At 71.2% G+C, this 17,002-nt stretch carries 13 protein-coding genes; 6 read left to right on the top strand and 7 right to left on the bottom strand.

The annotated features are described in order from the left end of the window. Window positions 1-21: 21 nt before the first annotated feature. The 4 genes from ACQP00_RS13485 to ACQP00_RS13470 form a co-directional block, all read right to left on the bottom strand. Window positions 22-2,277 carry an Hsp70 family protein gene (locus tag ACQP00_RS13485; RefSeq protein ID WP_433218809.1) on the bottom strand — a complete coding sequence of 752 codons (2,256 nt, stop codon included), beginning with the start codon at window positions 2,275-2,277 and terminating at the stop codon, window positions 22-24. A gap of 10 nt (window positions 2,278-2,287) precedes the next feature. Next, window positions 2,288-3,421, bottom strand: a complete 1,134-nt coding sequence (locus tag ACQP00_RS13480) for a glycoside hydrolase family 26 protein (protein ID WP_433218807.1) — start codon at window positions 3,419-3,421, stop codon at window positions 2,288-2,290. After that, entirely contained in the window at window positions 3,418-5,355 is a 1,938-nt protein-coding gene (locus ACQP00_RS13475) for a glycosyltransferase family 2 protein (RefSeq protein ID WP_433218805.1), read from the bottom strand. The genes ACQP00_RS13480 and ACQP00_RS13475 overlap by 4 nt, the downstream gene beginning before the upstream one ends. Window positions 5,356-6,524: 1,169 nt before the next feature. Then, window positions 6,525-7,745: an MFS transporter gene (locus ACQP00_RS13470; RefSeq protein ID WP_433218803.1), complete on the bottom strand. Its 1,221-nt coding sequence runs from the start codon at window positions 7,743-7,745 to the stop codon at window positions 6,525-6,527. A gap of 59 nt (window positions 7,746-7,804) precedes the next feature. On the opposite strand from ACQP00_RS13470, the gene ACQP00_RS13465 reads away from it, so the two are divergent. The 5 genes from ACQP00_RS13465 to ACQP00_RS13445 are packed head-to-tail and all read left to right on the top strand — an operon-like array spanning window position 7,805 to window position 10,656. Next, complete coding sequence (locus ACQP00_RS13465; protein ID WP_433218801.1) at window positions 7,805-8,464, top strand: CGNR zinc finger domain-containing protein; 660 nt, start codon at window positions 7,805-7,807, stop codon at window positions 8,462-8,464. A 2-nt stretch (window positions 8,465-8,466) separates the two neighbouring features. After that, on the top strand, window positions 8,467-9,201 hold the full coding sequence (locus ACQP00_RS13460) for an alpha/beta hydrolase (protein ID WP_433223840.1): 735 nt from the start codon (window positions 8,467-8,469) through the stop codon (window positions 9,199-9,201). Then, window positions 9,183-9,476 (top strand): hypothetical protein, encoded by a 294-nt coding sequence (locus ACQP00_RS13455; RefSeq protein ID WP_433218799.1) that lies wholly within the window; start codon window positions 9,183-9,185, stop codon window positions 9,474-9,476. Before ACQP00_RS13460 ends, ACQP00_RS13455 begins: the two co-directional genes overlap by 19 nt. Next, on the top strand, window positions 9,473-9,778 hold the full coding sequence (locus tag ACQP00_RS13450) for a hypothetical protein (RefSeq protein WP_433218797.1): 306 nt from the start codon (window positions 9,473-9,475) through the stop codon (window positions 9,776-9,778). Before ACQP00_RS13455 ends, ACQP00_RS13450 begins: the two co-directional genes overlap by 4 nt. Beyond that, complete coding sequence (locus ACQP00_RS13445; protein ID WP_433218795.1) at window positions 9,763-10,656, top strand: hypothetical protein; 894 nt, start codon at window positions 9,763-9,765, stop codon at window positions 10,654-10,656. Before ACQP00_RS13450 ends, ACQP00_RS13445 begins: the two co-directional genes overlap by 16 nt. Window positions 10,657-10,886: 230 nt before the next feature. Here ACQP00_RS13445 and ACQP00_RS13440 read toward each other — a convergent pair whose 3' ends face one another. Further along, complete coding sequence (locus ACQP00_RS13440; RefSeq protein WP_433218793.1) at window positions 10,887-12,341, bottom strand: hypothetical protein; 1,455 nt, start codon at window positions 12,339-12,341, stop codon at window positions 10,887-10,889. Between the two features lie 95 nt (window positions 12,342-12,436). Beyond that, window positions 12,437-14,752: a putative bifunctional diguanylate cyclase/phosphodiesterase gene (locus ACQP00_RS13435; protein ID WP_433218791.1), complete on the bottom strand. Its 2,316-nt coding sequence runs from the start codon at window positions 14,750-14,752 to the stop codon at window positions 12,437-12,439. Window positions 14,753-14,818: 66 nt separating this feature from the next. Between ACQP00_RS13435 and ACQP00_RS13430 the strand changes: the two genes are divergently transcribed. Further along, window positions 14,819-16,036: a diguanylate cyclase domain-containing protein gene (locus tag ACQP00_RS13430; RefSeq protein WP_433218789.1), complete on the top strand. Its 1,218-nt coding sequence runs from the start codon at window positions 14,819-14,821 to the stop codon at window positions 16,034-16,036. A 4-nt stretch (window positions 16,037-16,040) separates the two neighbouring features. On the opposite strand, the gene ACQP00_RS13425 is transcribed toward ACQP00_RS13430, so the two are convergent. Next, window positions 16,041-16,994, bottom strand: a complete 954-nt coding sequence (locus ACQP00_RS13425) for an Lrp/AsnC family transcriptional regulator (RefSeq protein ID WP_433218787.1) — start codon at window positions 16,992-16,994, stop codon at window positions 16,041-16,043. Between the last annotated feature and the right edge of the window lie 8 nt (window positions 16,995-17,002).

The raw sequence follows: 17,002 nt of genomic DNA, 5'->3' as shown, positions 1-17,002 counted from the left end.
CGCGGCGAAAAGCTGTGACGCTCACTTCGCGTAGGTGAAGGCCTGCACGTCGAAGCTGCCGTCGAGCTTGCGGGCGGTGCTGTAGCCGCCGACGGTGTAGACCACGCCGTCGGAGGCCGCGACCGCCTGCCCGGCCCGCGGAAGTTCCTGCGTCGGCAGCGTGGACGTCTTCGAACCGTCCTCACACCACCAGTCGTACACCTCCTGGCCGTTGTTGCCTCCGAGCACGCACAGGCCGATGCCGTCGATCATCATCGCGGCCGCCCCCTCGCGCGGGTGGTCGAGCTTGGGGTGCTCGTCGATCAGCGTGCGGTTCTGCAGCACGTCGATCGTGTCGAGGGCGGCCTGGCCCTCGCCGCGCCGCCCGCCGATGAGCCAGACCCGGCCGGCCCGGTCGGTGGCCGCGGTGAGCTTGTCCCGCGCGACCGACATCTTGCCGATCGTCGACCAGCCGCCCGAGCCCAGGGTCCAGATGGTGTCGGTCGCGTTGTGGTCGGTGCCGGTGCCGCCGGCGTAGACGATGCCGTTGGCGTCGTACAGCGCGGTGCCGGACGTGCGCTTGCCGGGCAGCTTCGGCCCCTCCTCCCACTCCTTGGCGCCGGTCTTGAGCTGCCAGACCTCGTCGGTGGCGCCTTCGGCGGCGAGCCCGCCGAGCACCCAGATGCTGCCGACCCCGTCGACGACGACGCTCATGTGGCTCAGCGGGTGCGGCAGCTTCGGGCCCTCGGTGAAGGTGCCGCGGTCGATGTAGTAGATCCAGACCGAGTCCAGCTGCCGCCGGTTGTTGCCCGCGGTGAGGCCGCCGATGACGTACAGCTGCCGCCCGACCACCGCCGCGCCCGCGCCCTCGAAGGCCACGCTGCCCGGGACGTCCACGAGCTTCTTCCAGTCCCCGAGGAGCTGGCTCGCGAGATACGCCCGGTAGGCGAAGAACCCTCCAGCCACGAGCACCACCAGCGCGACCGCCCCCGCGATGAGCGCGGTCCGCCGTTTCTTAGGAGGCTGCTCGGCGACCTGTGGCACGACCGCCGGCGAAACGGGAGCCGCGGTCATGAGCACGGGAGGCGCGGAAATGGGGGCCGGCATCGCCGAGACCGGGAACGCTGCGCTATAGAGGGTGCCCGAGGGCGGGGCACTGACCGGGATCGGGACCGAGGCCGTGCCCGAGGCGACCGGCACCCGGCCCGCCGTGGTCAGCTCCGACGGGTGCACGACCGCGCCCTCGGCCACCGGCAGCTCCGGCTGTTCCAGCACGGTCGGCACCACGCCGAGCTCGCGGTGCAGCATGCGCGCCACCAGCGGTACCCGCGAAGAACCGCCGACGAGCAGGATCCCCGCCATCCGGTTGGGCTCCAGCCCGCAGTCGCGCACGACGCGCGCGGTCTCGGCGACGGTCCGGGCGATCATCGGCCCGATCTTCTGCTCGAGCTCGTCGCGGGTCAGGTGCAGCGCCGACTCGACGCCGGGGACGCTCACCGGCGCGACCGTGGTGCGCGAGAGCATCTCCTTGGCGCCGCGGACGTCCTCCCAGAACAGCCGGCGGTCGCGGCGCTCCTGCGCGGTCTGCGGCTGCTGCAGCCGCCGCCACACCTCGGGCTGCGACGCCTGCAGGACCTCGCCGAGCCGCTCGACGAGCGCGGCGTCGAAGTCGAGGCCGCCGATGTCCTCCAGGCCGCCGGAGCCGATGACGGTGAAGCCCTGCGGGTCGTTGCGGACGACCGCGATGTCGATCGTGCCGCCGCCGAAGTCGTAGACGACCACGGCCTCGCCGGGGGGCAGCGGGTGGTTGAGGGCGCTGATGAAGTACCGGGCCGCGGCCACCGGCTCGGGCAGCATGCTGACGTCGGTGAAGCCGGCGGCGAGGGCGGCGTCGTGCAGCGCCTTGCGCCGGGTCTGGCCCCAGGAGGCGGGATAGGTCAGCACGACCGGCGGCGCGAACCGGGTCACCTCGGCGACCCCGACGGCGACCTGGCGCAGCACTGCCGCGAGCAGCTGCACCGTGGGTACACCATCGTTGCCCAGAAGAACGGAGGGCTCGTCGATGCGGCGCTTCGGGTTGGGCTCGTAGCGGCCCGGGTCGAGCTGGGCCAGCCGCTGGGCGTCGCGGCCGACCGCGAGGTGCCCGTCGTCGGTGCGGAACACGGCCGAGGGCATGAGCGGGGCGCCGTCGAACAGCACCGGGCGGCGGCGGCCGTCGGGCGAACGGATCACCGCGACGGTGTTCGACGTGCCGAGGTCGATGCCGACGACGTACCCGCCGGGCGTGGGGCTCACCACGACGCTGCTCCTAATTCGATCTGGGTGCGGAGGCGACCGGGATGCTCCGGCGCGGGGTCATGTCCGGGTCCCAGCGCGCGGCGAAGTACGGCTGGGCGATCCCCTGCGCGAACGCGGCCGACGCGGCGGGCGTGGCGGCGATGCGCCAGTCGGTCTCCTTGACCGACTCGTACCACAGGAAGCCGATGATCTCCGGGTGCTTCGGCAGCGTCTGCAGCAGGTCGGTGATCCAGTCGGCCTTGCGCCCCTGCTTGTCGGTGGCGGCCGTCTCGGTGACGACGATCGGGCGCTTGCTCAGCGACTTGAGCTCGTTGAGGGTCGGGCGGTAGATTTGGTCGAACGTCTGGTACGTCTCCATGCCCGCGGTGCCGTAGTAGCCCGACAGGCCGACCCAGTCCACGTAGTCGTCGCCGGGGTACAGCTCCGACAGCGGCGTCGAGTTCTCGTAGACGACGTTGGGACTCCAGACCCAGAAGACGTTGTTGGTACCGATCCGCGCGAACAGGTCGTGCACGTGCCGCCAGGCGGCCACGTAGTCGCCGCTGCGGTTGCCGTTGGCGGACTCGCCCCACGGGTACCAGTAGCCGTTCATCTCGTGCGCGAAGCGGATGGCGACCGGGTACCCCAGCGCCTTGATCCCCCTCGCCCACTCCTCGAGGTAGCCGTCGAACTGGCCGCCGGCGATCTTCGACAGGCGGTACGATGGCTGCGTTCCCCGGTCTTTGTCCTGTTTGGACTCGGCGCGGTAGTCCCACGGCTCCCAGCCCAGCATCGGCAGCATGCCGCGGTTGACGATGCGGTCGAACGGCTGGCGGTCGAAGTGCTTCTCCGCGCCCCAGCCCGACGCGAACATCATGACCTGCGGGCCCTTGCCGGCCGCCTGCACGAAGCCGTTGTAGTCGGTCAGGTCGCCCGGCCCCTTGTCCGTGAACACGCCGAAGAACGCCGTGCCGGCCTGCGGGAACACCTCCGGGCGGCGGCGCGGGTCGGGCGCGGCGGGCGTGAAGCTGGGCACCGGCTCGGCCAGCTGCTCCTGCCAGCCGGCGGTCGTGCTCGTGTACGCCTCGACGCGCGGGGCGATCACGAACACGTACCCGCCGATCAGCACGAGCGCGGCGAGCATGAGCCGGGGCAGGGTGATCACGCGGCGCTCCCCTGCGCGACGGCTTGCTGCGGCAGCGGATAACCGGCGTGCGGCACGGCCGGGAACCCGCGCACGGTCGGCAGATCGTCGATGGCCGTGGCGCTGGCGGCCGTCGCCCGCACGGTGATGACCAGCCCGGATGTCACCGGGTCCGCCTCGGGCACCTCGACGCCACGCTCGCGCAGATAGGTCGCATACGCGATCAGGGGCGGGAGGACCCCGACGACGATGCTGACCGCCGCCCAGAAGCGAAGGGCGATCGAGTTGTACCCCATGATGCCACTCACCGCGAGCAGCGCGACGCCCACCAGGGCCCAGATCGCGTGCGTGCGGAACGTCCTGGGCCCGTCGACACTGCGCAGCCGCCCCTTCGCCGTCACCGCGTAGGCGAGCGGCCGCCGGGCGAGCGCCGCCAGCCCGGCCGCGGCGTAGATCGGCACCGCGAACAGCGCGAGGGCCATCCCGTGCAGCCCGATCTCCTTGCGCTCGTGCCGCGCCAGGTTGAACCGGCGCAGCCACAGCCACAGGATCGCCCAGCTGCCCATGCTGGCCGCCCACAGCCCCAGCCACCACCGCCACTCGATCGTCGCGGCGTTGATCCCGAGCCCGAGGTACACGCCGGTGGCCACGATCCCGCTCACCGCGGACAGGGCGACGCTCGGGTAGTACGACTGGACCAGGCTGTAGCTGATCTTCTGCGCCCCGCCGAGCTGCTTCAGATGCGGGCGGGCGCGCAGGAGGATCTCCCACACGCCGTACGCCCACCGCTTCTGCTGGTTGAAGTAGTCGGTCCAGCTCGTCGGCCCCTCACCCACCGCGACGACGTCCGGCGTGTAGACGCCCTTCCACCGCCGGTCCGTGAGCGGATTCCTGGCCCCCATGACGACCATGCTCGTCAGGTGATCCTCGATGATGGAGTCCTGATACCCGTCGATCAAAGCCCAAGCCAGCGGCCGGTACAGGTGGTTGGTCCCGATCAGCAGCGGCGCGTCGAGCCCGTTGCCGCCCCGCTCGATCAGCCCCGAGAACAGGTACTGCTGCACCGAGGCGCCGTGCACGACCCAGTTGCTGTACATGTTGCCGTACACCTGCGGCGCCACGACGAATGCGACATCGGGATCGCGGAAATACCCCAGCGTCCGCTCGAGAAAGCTCTCCAGCGGCACGTGATCGGGATCCATCTGCGCCACCACGTCGTACCGGTGCTCGTGCGTCGCCCGCCAGGCATTGTGGTTGCCGGACTTCGTCTTGGCCCGGAACGCCCCGTGCTCCTGGTTGAACTCGGGCTTCCCCTTGCGGCTGAAATGGTTCACGCCGAGCCGCTTGGCCATCGCCTTCACCCGCGGATCGTCACCCTCGTCGAGAATCCAGATGTCGACCTTCCCGTCGTACCGCACCCGCTGCATCGCCCGCAGCGACCGCTCAACGACGTCAATGGGTTCCTTGGCCGGCACAATGGTCGTGAGCATCGCGATGCGCAGCCCACGCTCGGCCACCATCGGCACGGGATCGCGGGCCCGCCAGGCGAACACCCAGACCGCGAGGTTCTGCAGCATCCGGACCGCCTCGACCAGCACGACGAAGCAGAACGCGACCCGCGCCACGATGACGTGCCAGTCCCCCGCGTCGTCGCCCGGGATGTGTTCCGGCAGCAGCAGCCACCCGACGAACACGAACCCGGTCAAGAAGTTCAGCGCGATCAGCAGCGACAGCATCACCCGCCGCCAGGCCCCGCCGACATGCCGGTACACGACGGGATGCTGCGCCCTGCCCGGGGTGGTCAGCGGTCCGGCAAGCTCGTTGCAGTCCTCATAGGCACGGTGCGTCTCGGCGAGCTTCGCCTCGGCCTTGACCCGCCGCCGCTCGGCACGGCGCTGGGCCCGGCTGGGCGCGGCGGCCTGGACCTCAGCTCCGGGCGTCGCCGATCGGGGCACAACGGTGTCCAGCAACGACCCGGCCTCCGATCTTGAATCCTGGGTGTTTGGTCCGGTGCTTGTTCAACTTTTCCGGTTCAGCTTTTCCGGCAATGCCGATGGTAGGCACAGAATGCGATCTCGCGGACCACCCGAACGTGCCGTCATCAATCCCCACCACATGATCGTTTCCCCAGCTCAAGCGCCGTGCGGCGCGCCAGCCGCCCGCTCGGACCAACCCCCGATGTAGCGGATCCGACAGGGCATTTCCGGATCTCTTTTTTGAACCACTCCAATACCGGCGATTTTGTCGACTACCCGACATCGAGCAACAGTTGTATTCCGCATCACCGGACGCCCGACTGCGTTCTTACGTTGAATAGGGCTTTCCCGCCCTGCCCCTACCCCTGCTCCGTCCGACGGCGCTCGGCTCCTTTGCGGCACCGAACGCCCACCACCGGCTTGATGGCCGCCGCCCGGACTGATCTCCGTCGACGCTTCGGCCCTTCGGCGCAGCCGCGTCCTCGGCCACAACGCCATCTCCCTGGGCACACCACGGCGGCGATTCGCATGCGTCGCTAGCTGGGACGTCCCCCGGGCTCGCGATGGGACTCGCCGACGCTCCGGCCCTTCAGCGCAGCTGCGTCCTCGGCGCACGACGCCCATCTCCCGGGCGCACTACGGCGTCCTCGACCCACGACGCCATCTCCCGGGCGCACCACGGCGTCCTCGACCGTGACGGCGGCCCTCCGCCGCAGCAACGTTCCTCGCGCAACAAAGCCTCGGCGCAACGGCGTCCTCGCGACCGCGCGACGGCCTCCCTGGCGGACGATCGCAATCCCCGGCGCAACGATTCTCCCGCCGAGCCCACTTCCACCAGGCTCGGGACTCGCCCAGGCGGAACGGCCCGGTCGCGACCGCCGCCCTCGCCCGGACGCGGTAGCCCACTACGCCACGACTCGCCGCACGGCTGCCGAGCACGCGCCACCTCGGACTGCGGCTCCGCTTCAAGCGCCGCCGCGCTTCCACCAGGCTCGGGATTCACCCAGACGGAACGGCCCGTTCGCGAGCGCCGCCCTCGCCGGACGCAGCGGCCCACTGCGCCACAACTCGCCGCAAGACGGCCGGGCTCTCGTCGCCTCGGGCTGCGGCCCCACTACAAGCGCCGCCCCGGCCGAACGCAGCGCCGCTTATGCCACGGCTTGCTGTAGGGCGGCCGAAGTCGCGTCGGTTTGGGATTCGGGTGCGGGCGCGGTGGAGCGGCGGCGGGCCAGGTGGGGTTCGGTCAGCAGGAGGAGGACCGCCAGCGCGGCGATCAGGGCGCCGGCCAGGGCTACGGTGCGGACGGTCGAGTGGTCGATGATGACGCCGCCCAGGAAGGAGCCGGTGGCGATGCCCACGTTGAAGGCTGAGCTGCCGCCGGCTGAGGCCAGGTCGGTGCTCCCTGGGGCGACCATGAGGATGCGGTTCTGGACGGCGGCGGCCATGGCGCTGTAGGCGAAGGCGTTCAGGGCCAGGGCCACGATCGCGGGGGCCTTCAGGGTGCCGAGGGCGTAGAGCATCAGCAGTGACAGGACGATGAGGGCGAGCGGGGCGAGGAGGGCCGGCCACGGGTACCGGTCGAGGAAGCGGCCCACGACCAGGGTGCCCAGGAAGCCGGCGCAGCCTGTCACCAGGAGCAGGGGGCCCAGCGTGGTGGCGGCGAAGCCGGTGACGTCGAGCAGATAGGGCGTGATGTAGGTCTGCGCGGTCAGGGCGCCGGTCACGCCGATCGCGGTGCACAGGATCAGCAGGACGTAGCGCAGGCGGGACGGGCTCGAGCCGCGGGAGGCGGCTTCGGCCTCGGGGGCGGTGCGCGGGACCAGGGCGACCACCATCGCGCAGGTCGCGACGCCGACGGCGGCCATGACCAGGAAGGCGACGCGCCAGCCGGCTTGTTGGCCGAGCCAGGTGCCGAGCGGTACGCCGAGGACTGGAGCCAGGGCGGCGCCGATCGACATGCGCGCTACCGTGCGGCCGCGCTGGGACGGGGGGAACATGCCGGTCGCCGTCGAGGCGATGATGGACCAGAACAGGGCCTGGGTCAGGCCGACGACCAAACGGGCGGCCAGGAGCACCTCGTAGCCCGGGGCGAGTGCTGTCAACAGGGTCGCGGCGGAGAAGACCCCCAACGTGACGCCCAGCAGCAGGCGTTTCGGGAAGCGCTGGGTCAGGCGGGCCAGCGGAAATGACATGAGCACGACCACCGCCGCGTAGCCGGTCATGAGCAGGCCGACCTCGGATCTCGAGCGGTGCAGATCGTCGGCCATGAGCGTCAGGAGCCCGACAGGCAGGATCTCGGTGGTGACGAACGTGAAGGTGGAGATGGACAGAGCGGCCAGGGCCAGGTTTGCGCGTCGGTGTTCGAGCATGAGTGCTCTCCCATTCCGAGGATTCCAGTAAAGCCTTTGACGGTGGTAGCATCGCACACATGGAGTCGTCGGACAAGCCCGTTCTCCGCCTCGTGGGAGGGCACACCGCGCTCGACCTGGTGAATACGGTCGAACCGCGGGTGCCTCAGGCAGTACCGGAGAAGGAGCACTTGAAAACGCCGCTCGACCTGCTGCGGTGGGCCGAGCGCACCGGGGTCGTGGAGCCGGAGGAAGTGAGCGACATCCTGTCGGTCTGGCACGGCGAGCAGGCGTTGGCCGCGGCGCTGGGGATTCGGGAGGCGCTTTATGCGGTGCTGCTGACGCGCATGGACGACGAGCGGTCCACGGCACCGCTGCAGCCCGCGTTGGAGCAGCTCAGCACCCGCTATTCGGCCGCCGTCGCGCGGGCCGCCCTCACCCCTTCGGTCGACTCGCCGACGGCCGCGCGCCTGCGGATCGGCGACGTGGCCCCGTTCGCCGTGCAGGACCGGCTCGCCGCGATCGCCGTCGACCTGCTGACCACGGAGAACGTCGCCGACCTGCGCGCCTGCCCGCTCGACGAGGGCGGCTGCGGGTGGTTGTTCCTGGACCGCAGCCGCAACCACACACGGCGGTGGTGCTCGATGGAGGATTGCGGGGCCCGCGTGAAGGCCCGTCGCCTCACGGACCGCCGGCGGGGCAGACAGCTACCACCTAACTCTGCTATAGTGGAATCATGACGATCGCACGGATCCGATGCGACTTCTCCTCCGACGCACTCGGGGTCGCGACCTCGATGACCGCGTTACTGCCCGACTCGACGACGCCTCTCCCCGTTTTGTACCTCCTGCATGGCCTCAGCGACGACGACACCGCTTGGACACGCTTCACCTCGCTCGAGCGCTACGCCGCGGAACTGGGGCTCGCGATCGTCATGCCACAGGTCGAGCGGAGCTTCTACACCGATGAGGTGTGGGGCCGTCCATATTGGACGTTCGTCGCCGAGGAGCTGCCGCGCAAGGCCCGCGGCCTGTTCCACATCACCGACGATCCCGCCAAGACCTTCGTGGCGGGACTCTCCATGGGTGGGTACGGTGCGTTCAAGCTCGCCCTGCGCCACCCCGACCGCTTCGGCGCCGCGGCCAGCCTGTCCGGCGTGCTCGACCTGCCCACCCGGGCGCGCGAGCTCTTCATCGCCGGCGACCCGCGAATGTGGGAACGCATCTTCGGCGACCCGCCGTCGATCGCGGGCACCGACAACGACCTGCTGCACCTGCTCGAATCCGTCGCGAACCCGCCACCGCTGTTCGCCGCGTGCGGGACGGAGGACCCGTTGTACGTGGGGAACGTGAAGTTCCGCGACGCGTGCGACAGGCTCGGAATTCCACTGCGGTCCGAGTTCTCGCCGGGCGAGCACGACTGGGCGTTCTGGGACGCGAAGATCCGCGAGGTGCTGGCATGGCTGCCGTTGCGATGAGGCCGCCGCCAGCGCGTTCCTCCCCGATCGGCGACGCCCTCGCCGAGGCGCTGGCGGCCGGGGCGTTGCGGGACGCGATCGCGCACGGGCCTACGCCGGTCCGCGGCGAGCTGACGGTCACCGGCGCCGACGAGTTGGCCGAGGTCGAGGCGGCTGCCGACGATGGGGCTGCCCACGACGCGACCGCCGACAACGCGGGTGCCGGTGCGACGACTCCGCCGAGCGCGCGTGACGGGGTGTTCCAGGGAGCGACGACGCCCAGGGGGCGGGCATGACGGCCGTTGCGATGACTTCGCTGCAAGTGCATTCCTGGGCGTTCCGGGACGCGGTTGCTCACGGGTCTACGCCAACCCGCAGCGCCCTGGCGGCCACCGACGCCGATGAGATCGCCGAGGCCGATGCGACCGCCGACGACGATGGCGCCGACAACGCAATCGACGACGACGCTGTGGACAACGCGACCGACGACAACGCGACCGCCGACGAGGCTGCCGGTGCGACGACTCCGCCAAGCGCGCGTGACGGAGCGTTCCGGGGAACGAAGACTCGCGAGGTGCGGGCATGGCCGGCGTGGTGATGATTCCGCCGGACGAGATCGGGGTCTGGCTTGGGAGTCCGGTGGTCGAGACGGTGTTGCGGACCGGGCATCTGGCTGTGGTGCACGTGCTGCGGCTGGCCGACGGGCGGACGGTGGTGGTGAAGGCTCGGGCGGCGGAGGAGCGGTTGGCGGGGTGCGCGTTCGTGCATCGGCATTTGTGGCGGGCGGGCTTTCCCTGTCCGGAGTTGATCGCCGGGCCTACGCGGTTCGGGGAGTTGGCCTTGAGCGCCGAGATGGCCGAGTTGGCAGGTGGGGCGGTGCAGGGGCCGGGTGCTGGGGAGTTCTCGGCGTTGTTGGCTCGGTTGATAAGGATGGCGCCGCGGGTTGGGGAGACGCCTTCGTTGGCGCCGGCGCCGGCTTGGATTCGGTGGTACCACGAGGACGGGGCGATCTGGCCGTGGCCTGATGATCGGGATGCCGATCTGCATCTGGTGGCGAGTTGGCATGATGCGGCGGCGGTTGAGGTACGGCGGGCGCTGGGGCGGTTTGTGGCGGAGCCGGTGGTTGGGCACTGTGATTTTGAGGCGCACAACATCTGGTGGCGTGGGGATCAGCCGTTGGCGGTGCATGACTGGGACAGTGTGGTGGCCGAGCCCGAGGCGGTGATCGTGGGCGTGGCGGCGGCGATGTGGCCGGCCGGTGATGGGCGGTTGGGGGCCACCGTGGAGGAGAGCGCTGGGTTCCTTGACGGGTACCAGCGGGCTTGTGGAAGAGCATTCAGCGGCGACGAGGTGCGGGCGGCGTGGGCGGCTGGGCTTTGGATTCGGCTGTTCAACGCGAAGAAGTGGGCGCTCGACGGGCTCGATGCGCTGGGGCAGGACGAGGCCGAGGAGCGGGCGCGTATGGCAGGGCTGTGAGAGCGCACGCAGCTAAGGGCAGAGGACCGAGCACAGCGGCCGGACCGCACAGCAGCTCGGACAGCGCGGGCAGCCCAGGCCGAGCACCAGCGCAGCGCCCGACGCGCCAAGCAGCCCAAGGTCGGAGCGACGCAAGATGATGGCCCGATCGCAGCCGCGCAGGGACCGCGAGGGGCGCCGAAGGACGGTCTGCGAGCGGCAGGAGTGCGGTTGGAAGATGGGCGGCGGCGTCAGGGTAGCGCTGGGGTAGTCGGGTCCAGGGCGGCCGTGACGGTGAAGTGCTCCATCTCCCGCAGGAGGCGCAAAACCTCACCCACCGAAAGGTAAGCCGTATCCACCTCCGTAGTGATCTGGAGGGTGTTGGGCACGTCGTCGATGTTGGACATGAGTTTTTCGTTGAAGAACGGCAACGTGGTTTCGCGGGTCACCGAAGTTTCGGGCTGCAGGGCCAGGATCGCCGACTCCGCCGGGATGCTCTGGGGTGGGCGCAGGGCCAGGCGGCGTTCGTTGTACAAGACCTGCAAGTCGATCGGTTCGCCGCGGTCCTTGCCGATCTGGTCGATCAAGGACTGGCGGACGGACGGGTCGTAGTAGGCGTACTTCGAGGCGCTCATCGAGGCCTGGCGGGCTCGCAACACGACCTCGGCGGCGGTGGCGTTTCGGGGGTCGATGACCACCAGGCCGTTCTGGGCGAACGGGGACACCGCCGTGGCCAGGCCGGGGCGGAAGCGGTTGCTGATGATGACCTGCGAGGCGAACGGGGCGCCGCCGACCACGCGGGTGAAGGCTACGGCGTACGCGGCCAGGAGGACCGGGGCGGTGTCGATGGACAGGAGCGCGGCCAGGCGTTCGCTCGCGAGGTGCAGGGCCGGGGAGGTCCAGACCAGCTGGCGGAAGCGGTCGCCCTCGTAGGAGTGGTGACCGGCCGGGAAGCGTTGGGGGTCGATCAGCCGGAGCTGCGTGTCCCAGTATCGCATGGCGTGGTCGGTCTGGCGGGTCGCGGCCTCCTGCTGGGCGGCGATCTCCAAAGGGCCCATCGCGGGCGACGAGCCCAAGGGGCCCATCGCGGGCGACGAGCCCAAGGGGCCCGTCGCAGGCGACGAGCCGAGCGTGGAGCGCTCCGACAACTCGCGGATCATGGTGGCCAGGCCGGTCACGTCCGTGGCTACGTGGGTCACCTCGACCAGGACGTGGGTTACCGGGCCGTCGGTACCGGCGCGGATCACGGCCATGCGGATCGGCCACTCGTTGGTGAAGTCGAAGATACGTGCTTTCCACGCCGCGAAGACCTCGTTGGCCAGGGCCTCCGCGGCCGGGGAGACCGCCATCGCGGCCGCCTCGGCGGGGATCAGGGACGAGGTTGCCTTGGCGGAGGGGACAGTGGCGTCCGACTCGGGTGCGGTGTGGACCTCCAGGTACGCGGTGCCCTTGGCGAACGTCTCCTGGGAGTAGGTGCCGTCCGGGTTGTACCGCAGCAGGGTGCGCATCGCCGGGTAGCGGGTCATGAAGAAGCGCAGTTCCTCGACGAAGTCCGGCACCGTGCGGCCGTCGTGCACGGGGACCACGCCGCCCATGCTCATCGAGGTGTTCAGCTCCCGCATGGCCTGGAAGACCTGTTGCTGGCCCCACGTCAGATTGCCGGTTCCGGCGCCCGCGCCCTCGAAGGTCACCGTGATGCGTTCCATGAATGGCGATCGTTCTCGGTACGCATAGATGTAGGCAAGAAGACGAATGGCTCGGGAATCGCCACGACCGACCGAGGCAGAGGACCGATACAGGGCTAGGCCGAGTGGTGCACCGCCAGACCCGCGAAAGCAGGAGCGGCCGTCGTGGCCCGCGCCGCGACGTCCTCGGGGGCGAGCGGGCGGGAGTAGAAGAAGCCCTGGCCGTACCGGTAGCCGAGGCTCCGCAGCATGCGCGCCTGCGCCTCGGTCTCGATGCCCTCGGCGACGGTGTCCAGGTCCAGCGCCTGGGCCATCCGGATGACGGCCGTGGCCACCGCCTCCTGCCGCGCGACCGTGGTGATCTCGTCGACGAAGGAGCGGTCGAGTTTGAGGGCGGTCACCGGGCAGGTCAGCAGCAGGCCCAGCGACGAGGCGGCCGTGCCGAAGTCGTCCAGGGCGACGCGGATGTGCCGGTCGCGCAGGGCCTGCAGGGCGGCGATCGCGGCCTCGTCGACCACCGCGGTCTCCGTCACCTCGACGGTGAGGTGGCGCGGGTCGAGGCCGGCGTCGGTGAGGGCGGCCAGGACGTCGGTGACGAAGTCGGGGTCGGTGAGCTGGCGGCCGGCGACGTTGACGGAAACATAGGCGGGCGCGGCGTCGCCCAGTTCGTGCAGCCAGCGGGCCTGCTGGGCGCACGCCTCGCGCAGCACGAAGCGGCCCAGCGGGACGACCAGGCCGGTCTGCTCGGCGGCCGGGATGAAGTCGCCGGGCGGGATGACGCCGAGCTCGGGGTGGCGCCAGCGGACCAGGGCCTCAGTGCCGGCGGTGCGGCCGTTGTCGAGGCGGACGATCGGCTGGTACTGCAGGTAGAGCTGGCCCGCGTCGATCGCGTCGCGGAGGCGGGCGCCGAGTTCGGCGTGGGCGACGATGCGGGTCGTCATGCCCGGCACGTACACGAAGTGGCCGCCCTTGCCGCGCTCCTTGGCCGCGTACATGGCCAGGTCGGCGTTGCGCAGGAGGGTGTCTACGGCGTCGCCGGGCACGGAGGTCGCCACGCCGACGCTGGCCCGCACGAGCAGTTCGTGGCCCGACGCCTGCACCGAGGTGGTGAGGACGTCGCGGATGCGCTCGGCCACGCCGGTGGCGTGCTCGCAGGTCACGTCGTACAGCATCGCCGCGAACTCGTCCCCGCCCAGCCGGGCGACCACGTCGTCGTGGCGGACGGCGCCGCGCAGGCGCTCGGCGACCGTGGTCAGCACGTCGTCGCCGACGGCGTGGCCCAGGGTGTCGTTGATGAGCTTGAAGTCGTCGAGGTCGATCAGGAGCACGACCGTCGGGTGCGGGCGCTCCAGGGCGGCCCCGAGCAGGTCCGTGAAATGGTTGCGGTTGACCAGGCCGGTGAGCGCGTCGTGGGTGGCCTGGTGGCGCAGCTGCTGCTCCTGGGCGCGGACCTCGGCCAGCAGGCGCTGGTTGTCGCGCAGCGCGAGGAGCTGGCGGACGCCGACGACGGCGCTGACCGCGATCGCCCCGGTGGCCACGGCGGCGATGTCCTTGTGGTCGGTGTACGCCACGAAAGCCAGCAGCACCAGCGTCGCGCCGACGGCGTAGTAGGGCAGCTTGCTGTACGGGCGGTGGGCGGAGACGTCCCGGCCGGCGTCGGCCGGGCGCCACTGGGCCCGTCCGGCGAGCGCCAGGAGCAGGCCCTCGACCACCGTCGGCATCGACTGCAGGCCGCTCAGGTGCGGGAACGGGGCGACGAGCGCGGACACCCCGGAGCCCAGGCCGCCGGCGACCAGCACCGCGGCGAGCAGGGCCATGGAGCGGCGGCTGACGGTGCCGCTGCCGAGCATCACGACCTTCAGCACGGCCACGAGCGTGAGCAGGCACGCGGTGCCGACCAGGGACAGCCCGACGACCGCGAGGACGTCGCCGTCGCGCTCGGCGAGGGGGCGCAGCGCGAGGTGCCAGAGGAACAGGGCGGTGGTGACGAGCACCGTCAGCCCGTCGAGGGCGAGGCGGGCCCACTCGGCCCGGGTCTGGGTGCGCACCGGCAGGCGCAGCAGGGAGTACAGGACGATGAGGATGCTCAGGACGAGCACCGGGGCAGCGATCTGGGTGAGCCGTGCCGCGTCCGGGGCGTCGGGGCTCAGGCGGGCCGGGGTCAGGATCGCGGTGCCGGCGGTGACGAGCGCGGCGGCGAGGGCGAAGCGGTGCCAGAACCGGCGGGCGCTGCCGGCGAGCCCGGGCACCTCGCCGGCCAGCCAGATCACGCGCGCCGACAGGCCGAGGGCGAGCGGGCCCAGCACCCACAGGATCTGTTTCGGCAGCGGTACGCCCAGCGCGTACAGCGTCGCCCAGGTAGCTGCGGCCAGCAGGCACGCGACGATCCCGTGAAGCAGGCGTCGCGTCGCCGTCCGCGCGGTATTGTGCACGACCTGACATCGGCAAGCGGCGGGAAAACGTTAGCGGCCGGCGCCCGGCGTGCCGATAAGCCCGGTGTGGAACTCAACGGCCGGTTGGTGACGTGGGTGTCGCTGCTGGCCGTCGGCTCGTTCGACGCGGCGCTGCTGGCGACCTGGGGCAACCGGGCCGACCCGCACGGCTGGGCCGTCCCGATCGTCGCGCTGCTGCTCAACGGGGTGGTGCTGGCGCGGCAGGCGGTGTCGCTGCGCTCACACGCGCGGCTCGTCAAACAGCTGGACGGCACCCTCGGCGAGCTGCGCAAGGGCATGGTCCGCGACCAGATCCTGGCCGACATCGGCACCGGCCTGCTCACCGCGGGCGACGTGCACGCCGTGCACGACCTCGCCGTCGAGGGCGCGGCCGCGCTGCTGGTCGACACCCCGGACGCGCTGGCCGTCCTGCTCGTGGCCGACGTCGACGAGCTCGTGGTGACGGCCGCGGCCGGGACCGACCTCGACGGGACGGACACCGGGCTGGTCGGGCGGCGGGTCGCCCCGCCCGTGCAACTGCGCGCGCTCATGCAGGCCGGGGAGGTGCTCGGGTTCGGCTCGATCGCCGAGCTCGGGGTGCCGGGGGTGGAGTCCCGCCGCACGGCGCTGGTGCTGCCCCTGGTCGTCAACGGCCGGTTCTTCGGCGTCCTCGTCGTCACCGCCGAGCGCACCCTGCACGCCGACCTGCGCCGGGCCCTGGAGACGCTGCGCACCCAGGTCGCGCTGGCCCTGGACGGGGCGGCGCTGACCGCCGAGCTGACCGTGCGCGCCCTGCACGACCCGCTCACCGGCCTGGCCAACCGGGTGCTCATCGGCGAGCGGCTGGTGCAGGCCCTGGCCCGGGCGCGACGCACCGGCCGGCACGTCGGGGTGCTGCTGCTCGACCTCAACGGGTTCAAACCGGTCAACGACACCCTCGGGCACGAGGCCGGCGACGAGCTGCTGCGCGCGGTCGCGGGCCGGCTCACCCACTGCGTGCGGCTCGAGGACACCGTCGGGCGGCTCGGCGGCGACGAGTTCGTGGTGGTCGCCGAGGACCTGCCGGACCTCTACGCGGCGGTGCGGATCGCCGAGCGGGTGGTGGAGTCCATCGACCGGCCGGTCATCGTCAACGGGCACTCGCTGCCGGCGAGCGCCAGCGTGGGCGTCGCGCTGTCCAACGAGGCCTCGCTGCCGGACGAGCTGCTGCGGCAGGCGGACAGTGCGATGTACACCGCGAAACGCAGCAAATCGGACTCGTTCCACATTTTCAGCCCGGCGTAGGCGCTCAGAGCACCGCCGCGACCTGCTTGACGTGGCGCAGGGCGGGCACCGACTCCAGCCGCTCGACGCCGGGCAACGGGCCGATGCGGCCGGTCACGTACGTGTACAACTCCGCCATGTCATGGCAGATGATCGTGGCCATCAGGTTCGTCTCGCCCGTCGTCGCCGCGACGAACACGACCTCCTCGTGCCGGGCCAGCTCCTGCCCCACCGCGGCCAGGTGCGCCGGGGCGACGGTCAGCCACAGCAGGAACCGCGCCCGGTAGCCCAGCAGCGCCGGCTCCATTTCGACGTCGAAGAAGATCGCCCCGGTGGCGCGCAGGTGGTCGAGGCGGCGCCGCACCGTCGACTCGGACCAGCCCGTCGCCGCCGCCAGCTGCGGAAAGCCCAGCCGCCCGTCCCGGTTGAGCGCGGCCAGCAGCGGCCGGTCCTCGTCGCTCAGCACGGCCACCGCGTCCGCGGGAGGCGCCGGGTAGCGCAGCAGCGAAACCTGATCGGGCGAGAGCGAGATGTTCCGCGCCTCGCCCCCGACCGGGCCGCCGGCGAAGTGGTGCATCAGGCAGTGCGCCCGCACCGACACCAGGCGCGGCGTGCGCGGCAGCTTCTGCAGCAGCAACTGCTCGCGGTCGGCGGTTCCCGGATTCTGTACGACGCACGTGACCTCCGTGCCGCCCGAGCCCAGCGTGACCCACGTGGTGTCGGGCCGGCGGGCCAGCGCGTCGGCGATCGCGCCCGCGCTGTCCGGGGTCGTGGTCAGCCGGATCATCCACATGTCGTAGCCGAGCCGGACCCCGTCGGGCAGGGCGGCCACCCGCAGGCCGCCGTCGCGCAGCCGCCGGTACCGCCGCGCCACCGTCTGGTCGGAGACGCCCAGGATCTCGGCGAGCGCGCTGAACGCCACCCGCCCGTCCAGCCGCAGCGCGTCGATGATCCCCCGGTCGAGCGTGTCGACTTCCACCAGGAGAC

This window comes from Dactylosporangium sp. CS-047395, from assembly GCF_050942185.1.
Lineage (GTDB): Bacteria > Actinomycetota > Actinomycetes > Mycobacteriales > Micromonosporaceae > Dactylosporangium.
This window is presented reverse-complemented; position numbering and strand designations above follow the sequence as displayed.

Coding starts and splice junctions, on each gene's coding strand:
- ACQP00_RS13470 (WP_433218803.1), bottom strand. CDS start 7,745: ATGCTCGAACACCGACGCGCAAACCTGGCCCTGGCCGCTCTGTCCATC.
- ACQP00_RS13465 (WP_433218801.1), top strand. CDS start 7,805: ATGGAGTCGTCGGACAAGCCCGTTCTCCGCCTCGTGGGAGGGCACACC.
- ACQP00_RS13455 (WP_433218799.1), top strand. CDS start 9,183: ATGGCTGCCGTTGCGATGAGGCCGCCGCCAGCGCGTTCCTCCCCGATC.
- ACQP00_RS13450 (WP_433218797.1), top strand. CDS start 9,473: ATGACGGCCGTTGCGATGACTTCGCTGCAAGTGCATTCCTGGGCGTTC.
- ACQP00_RS13445 (WP_433218795.1), top strand. CDS start 9,763: ATGGCCGGCGTGGTGATGATTCCGCCGGACGAGATCGGGGTCTGGCTT.
- ACQP00_RS13440 (WP_433218793.1), bottom strand. CDS start 12,341: ATGGAACGCATCACGGTGACCTTCGAGGGCGCGGGCGCCGGAACCGGC.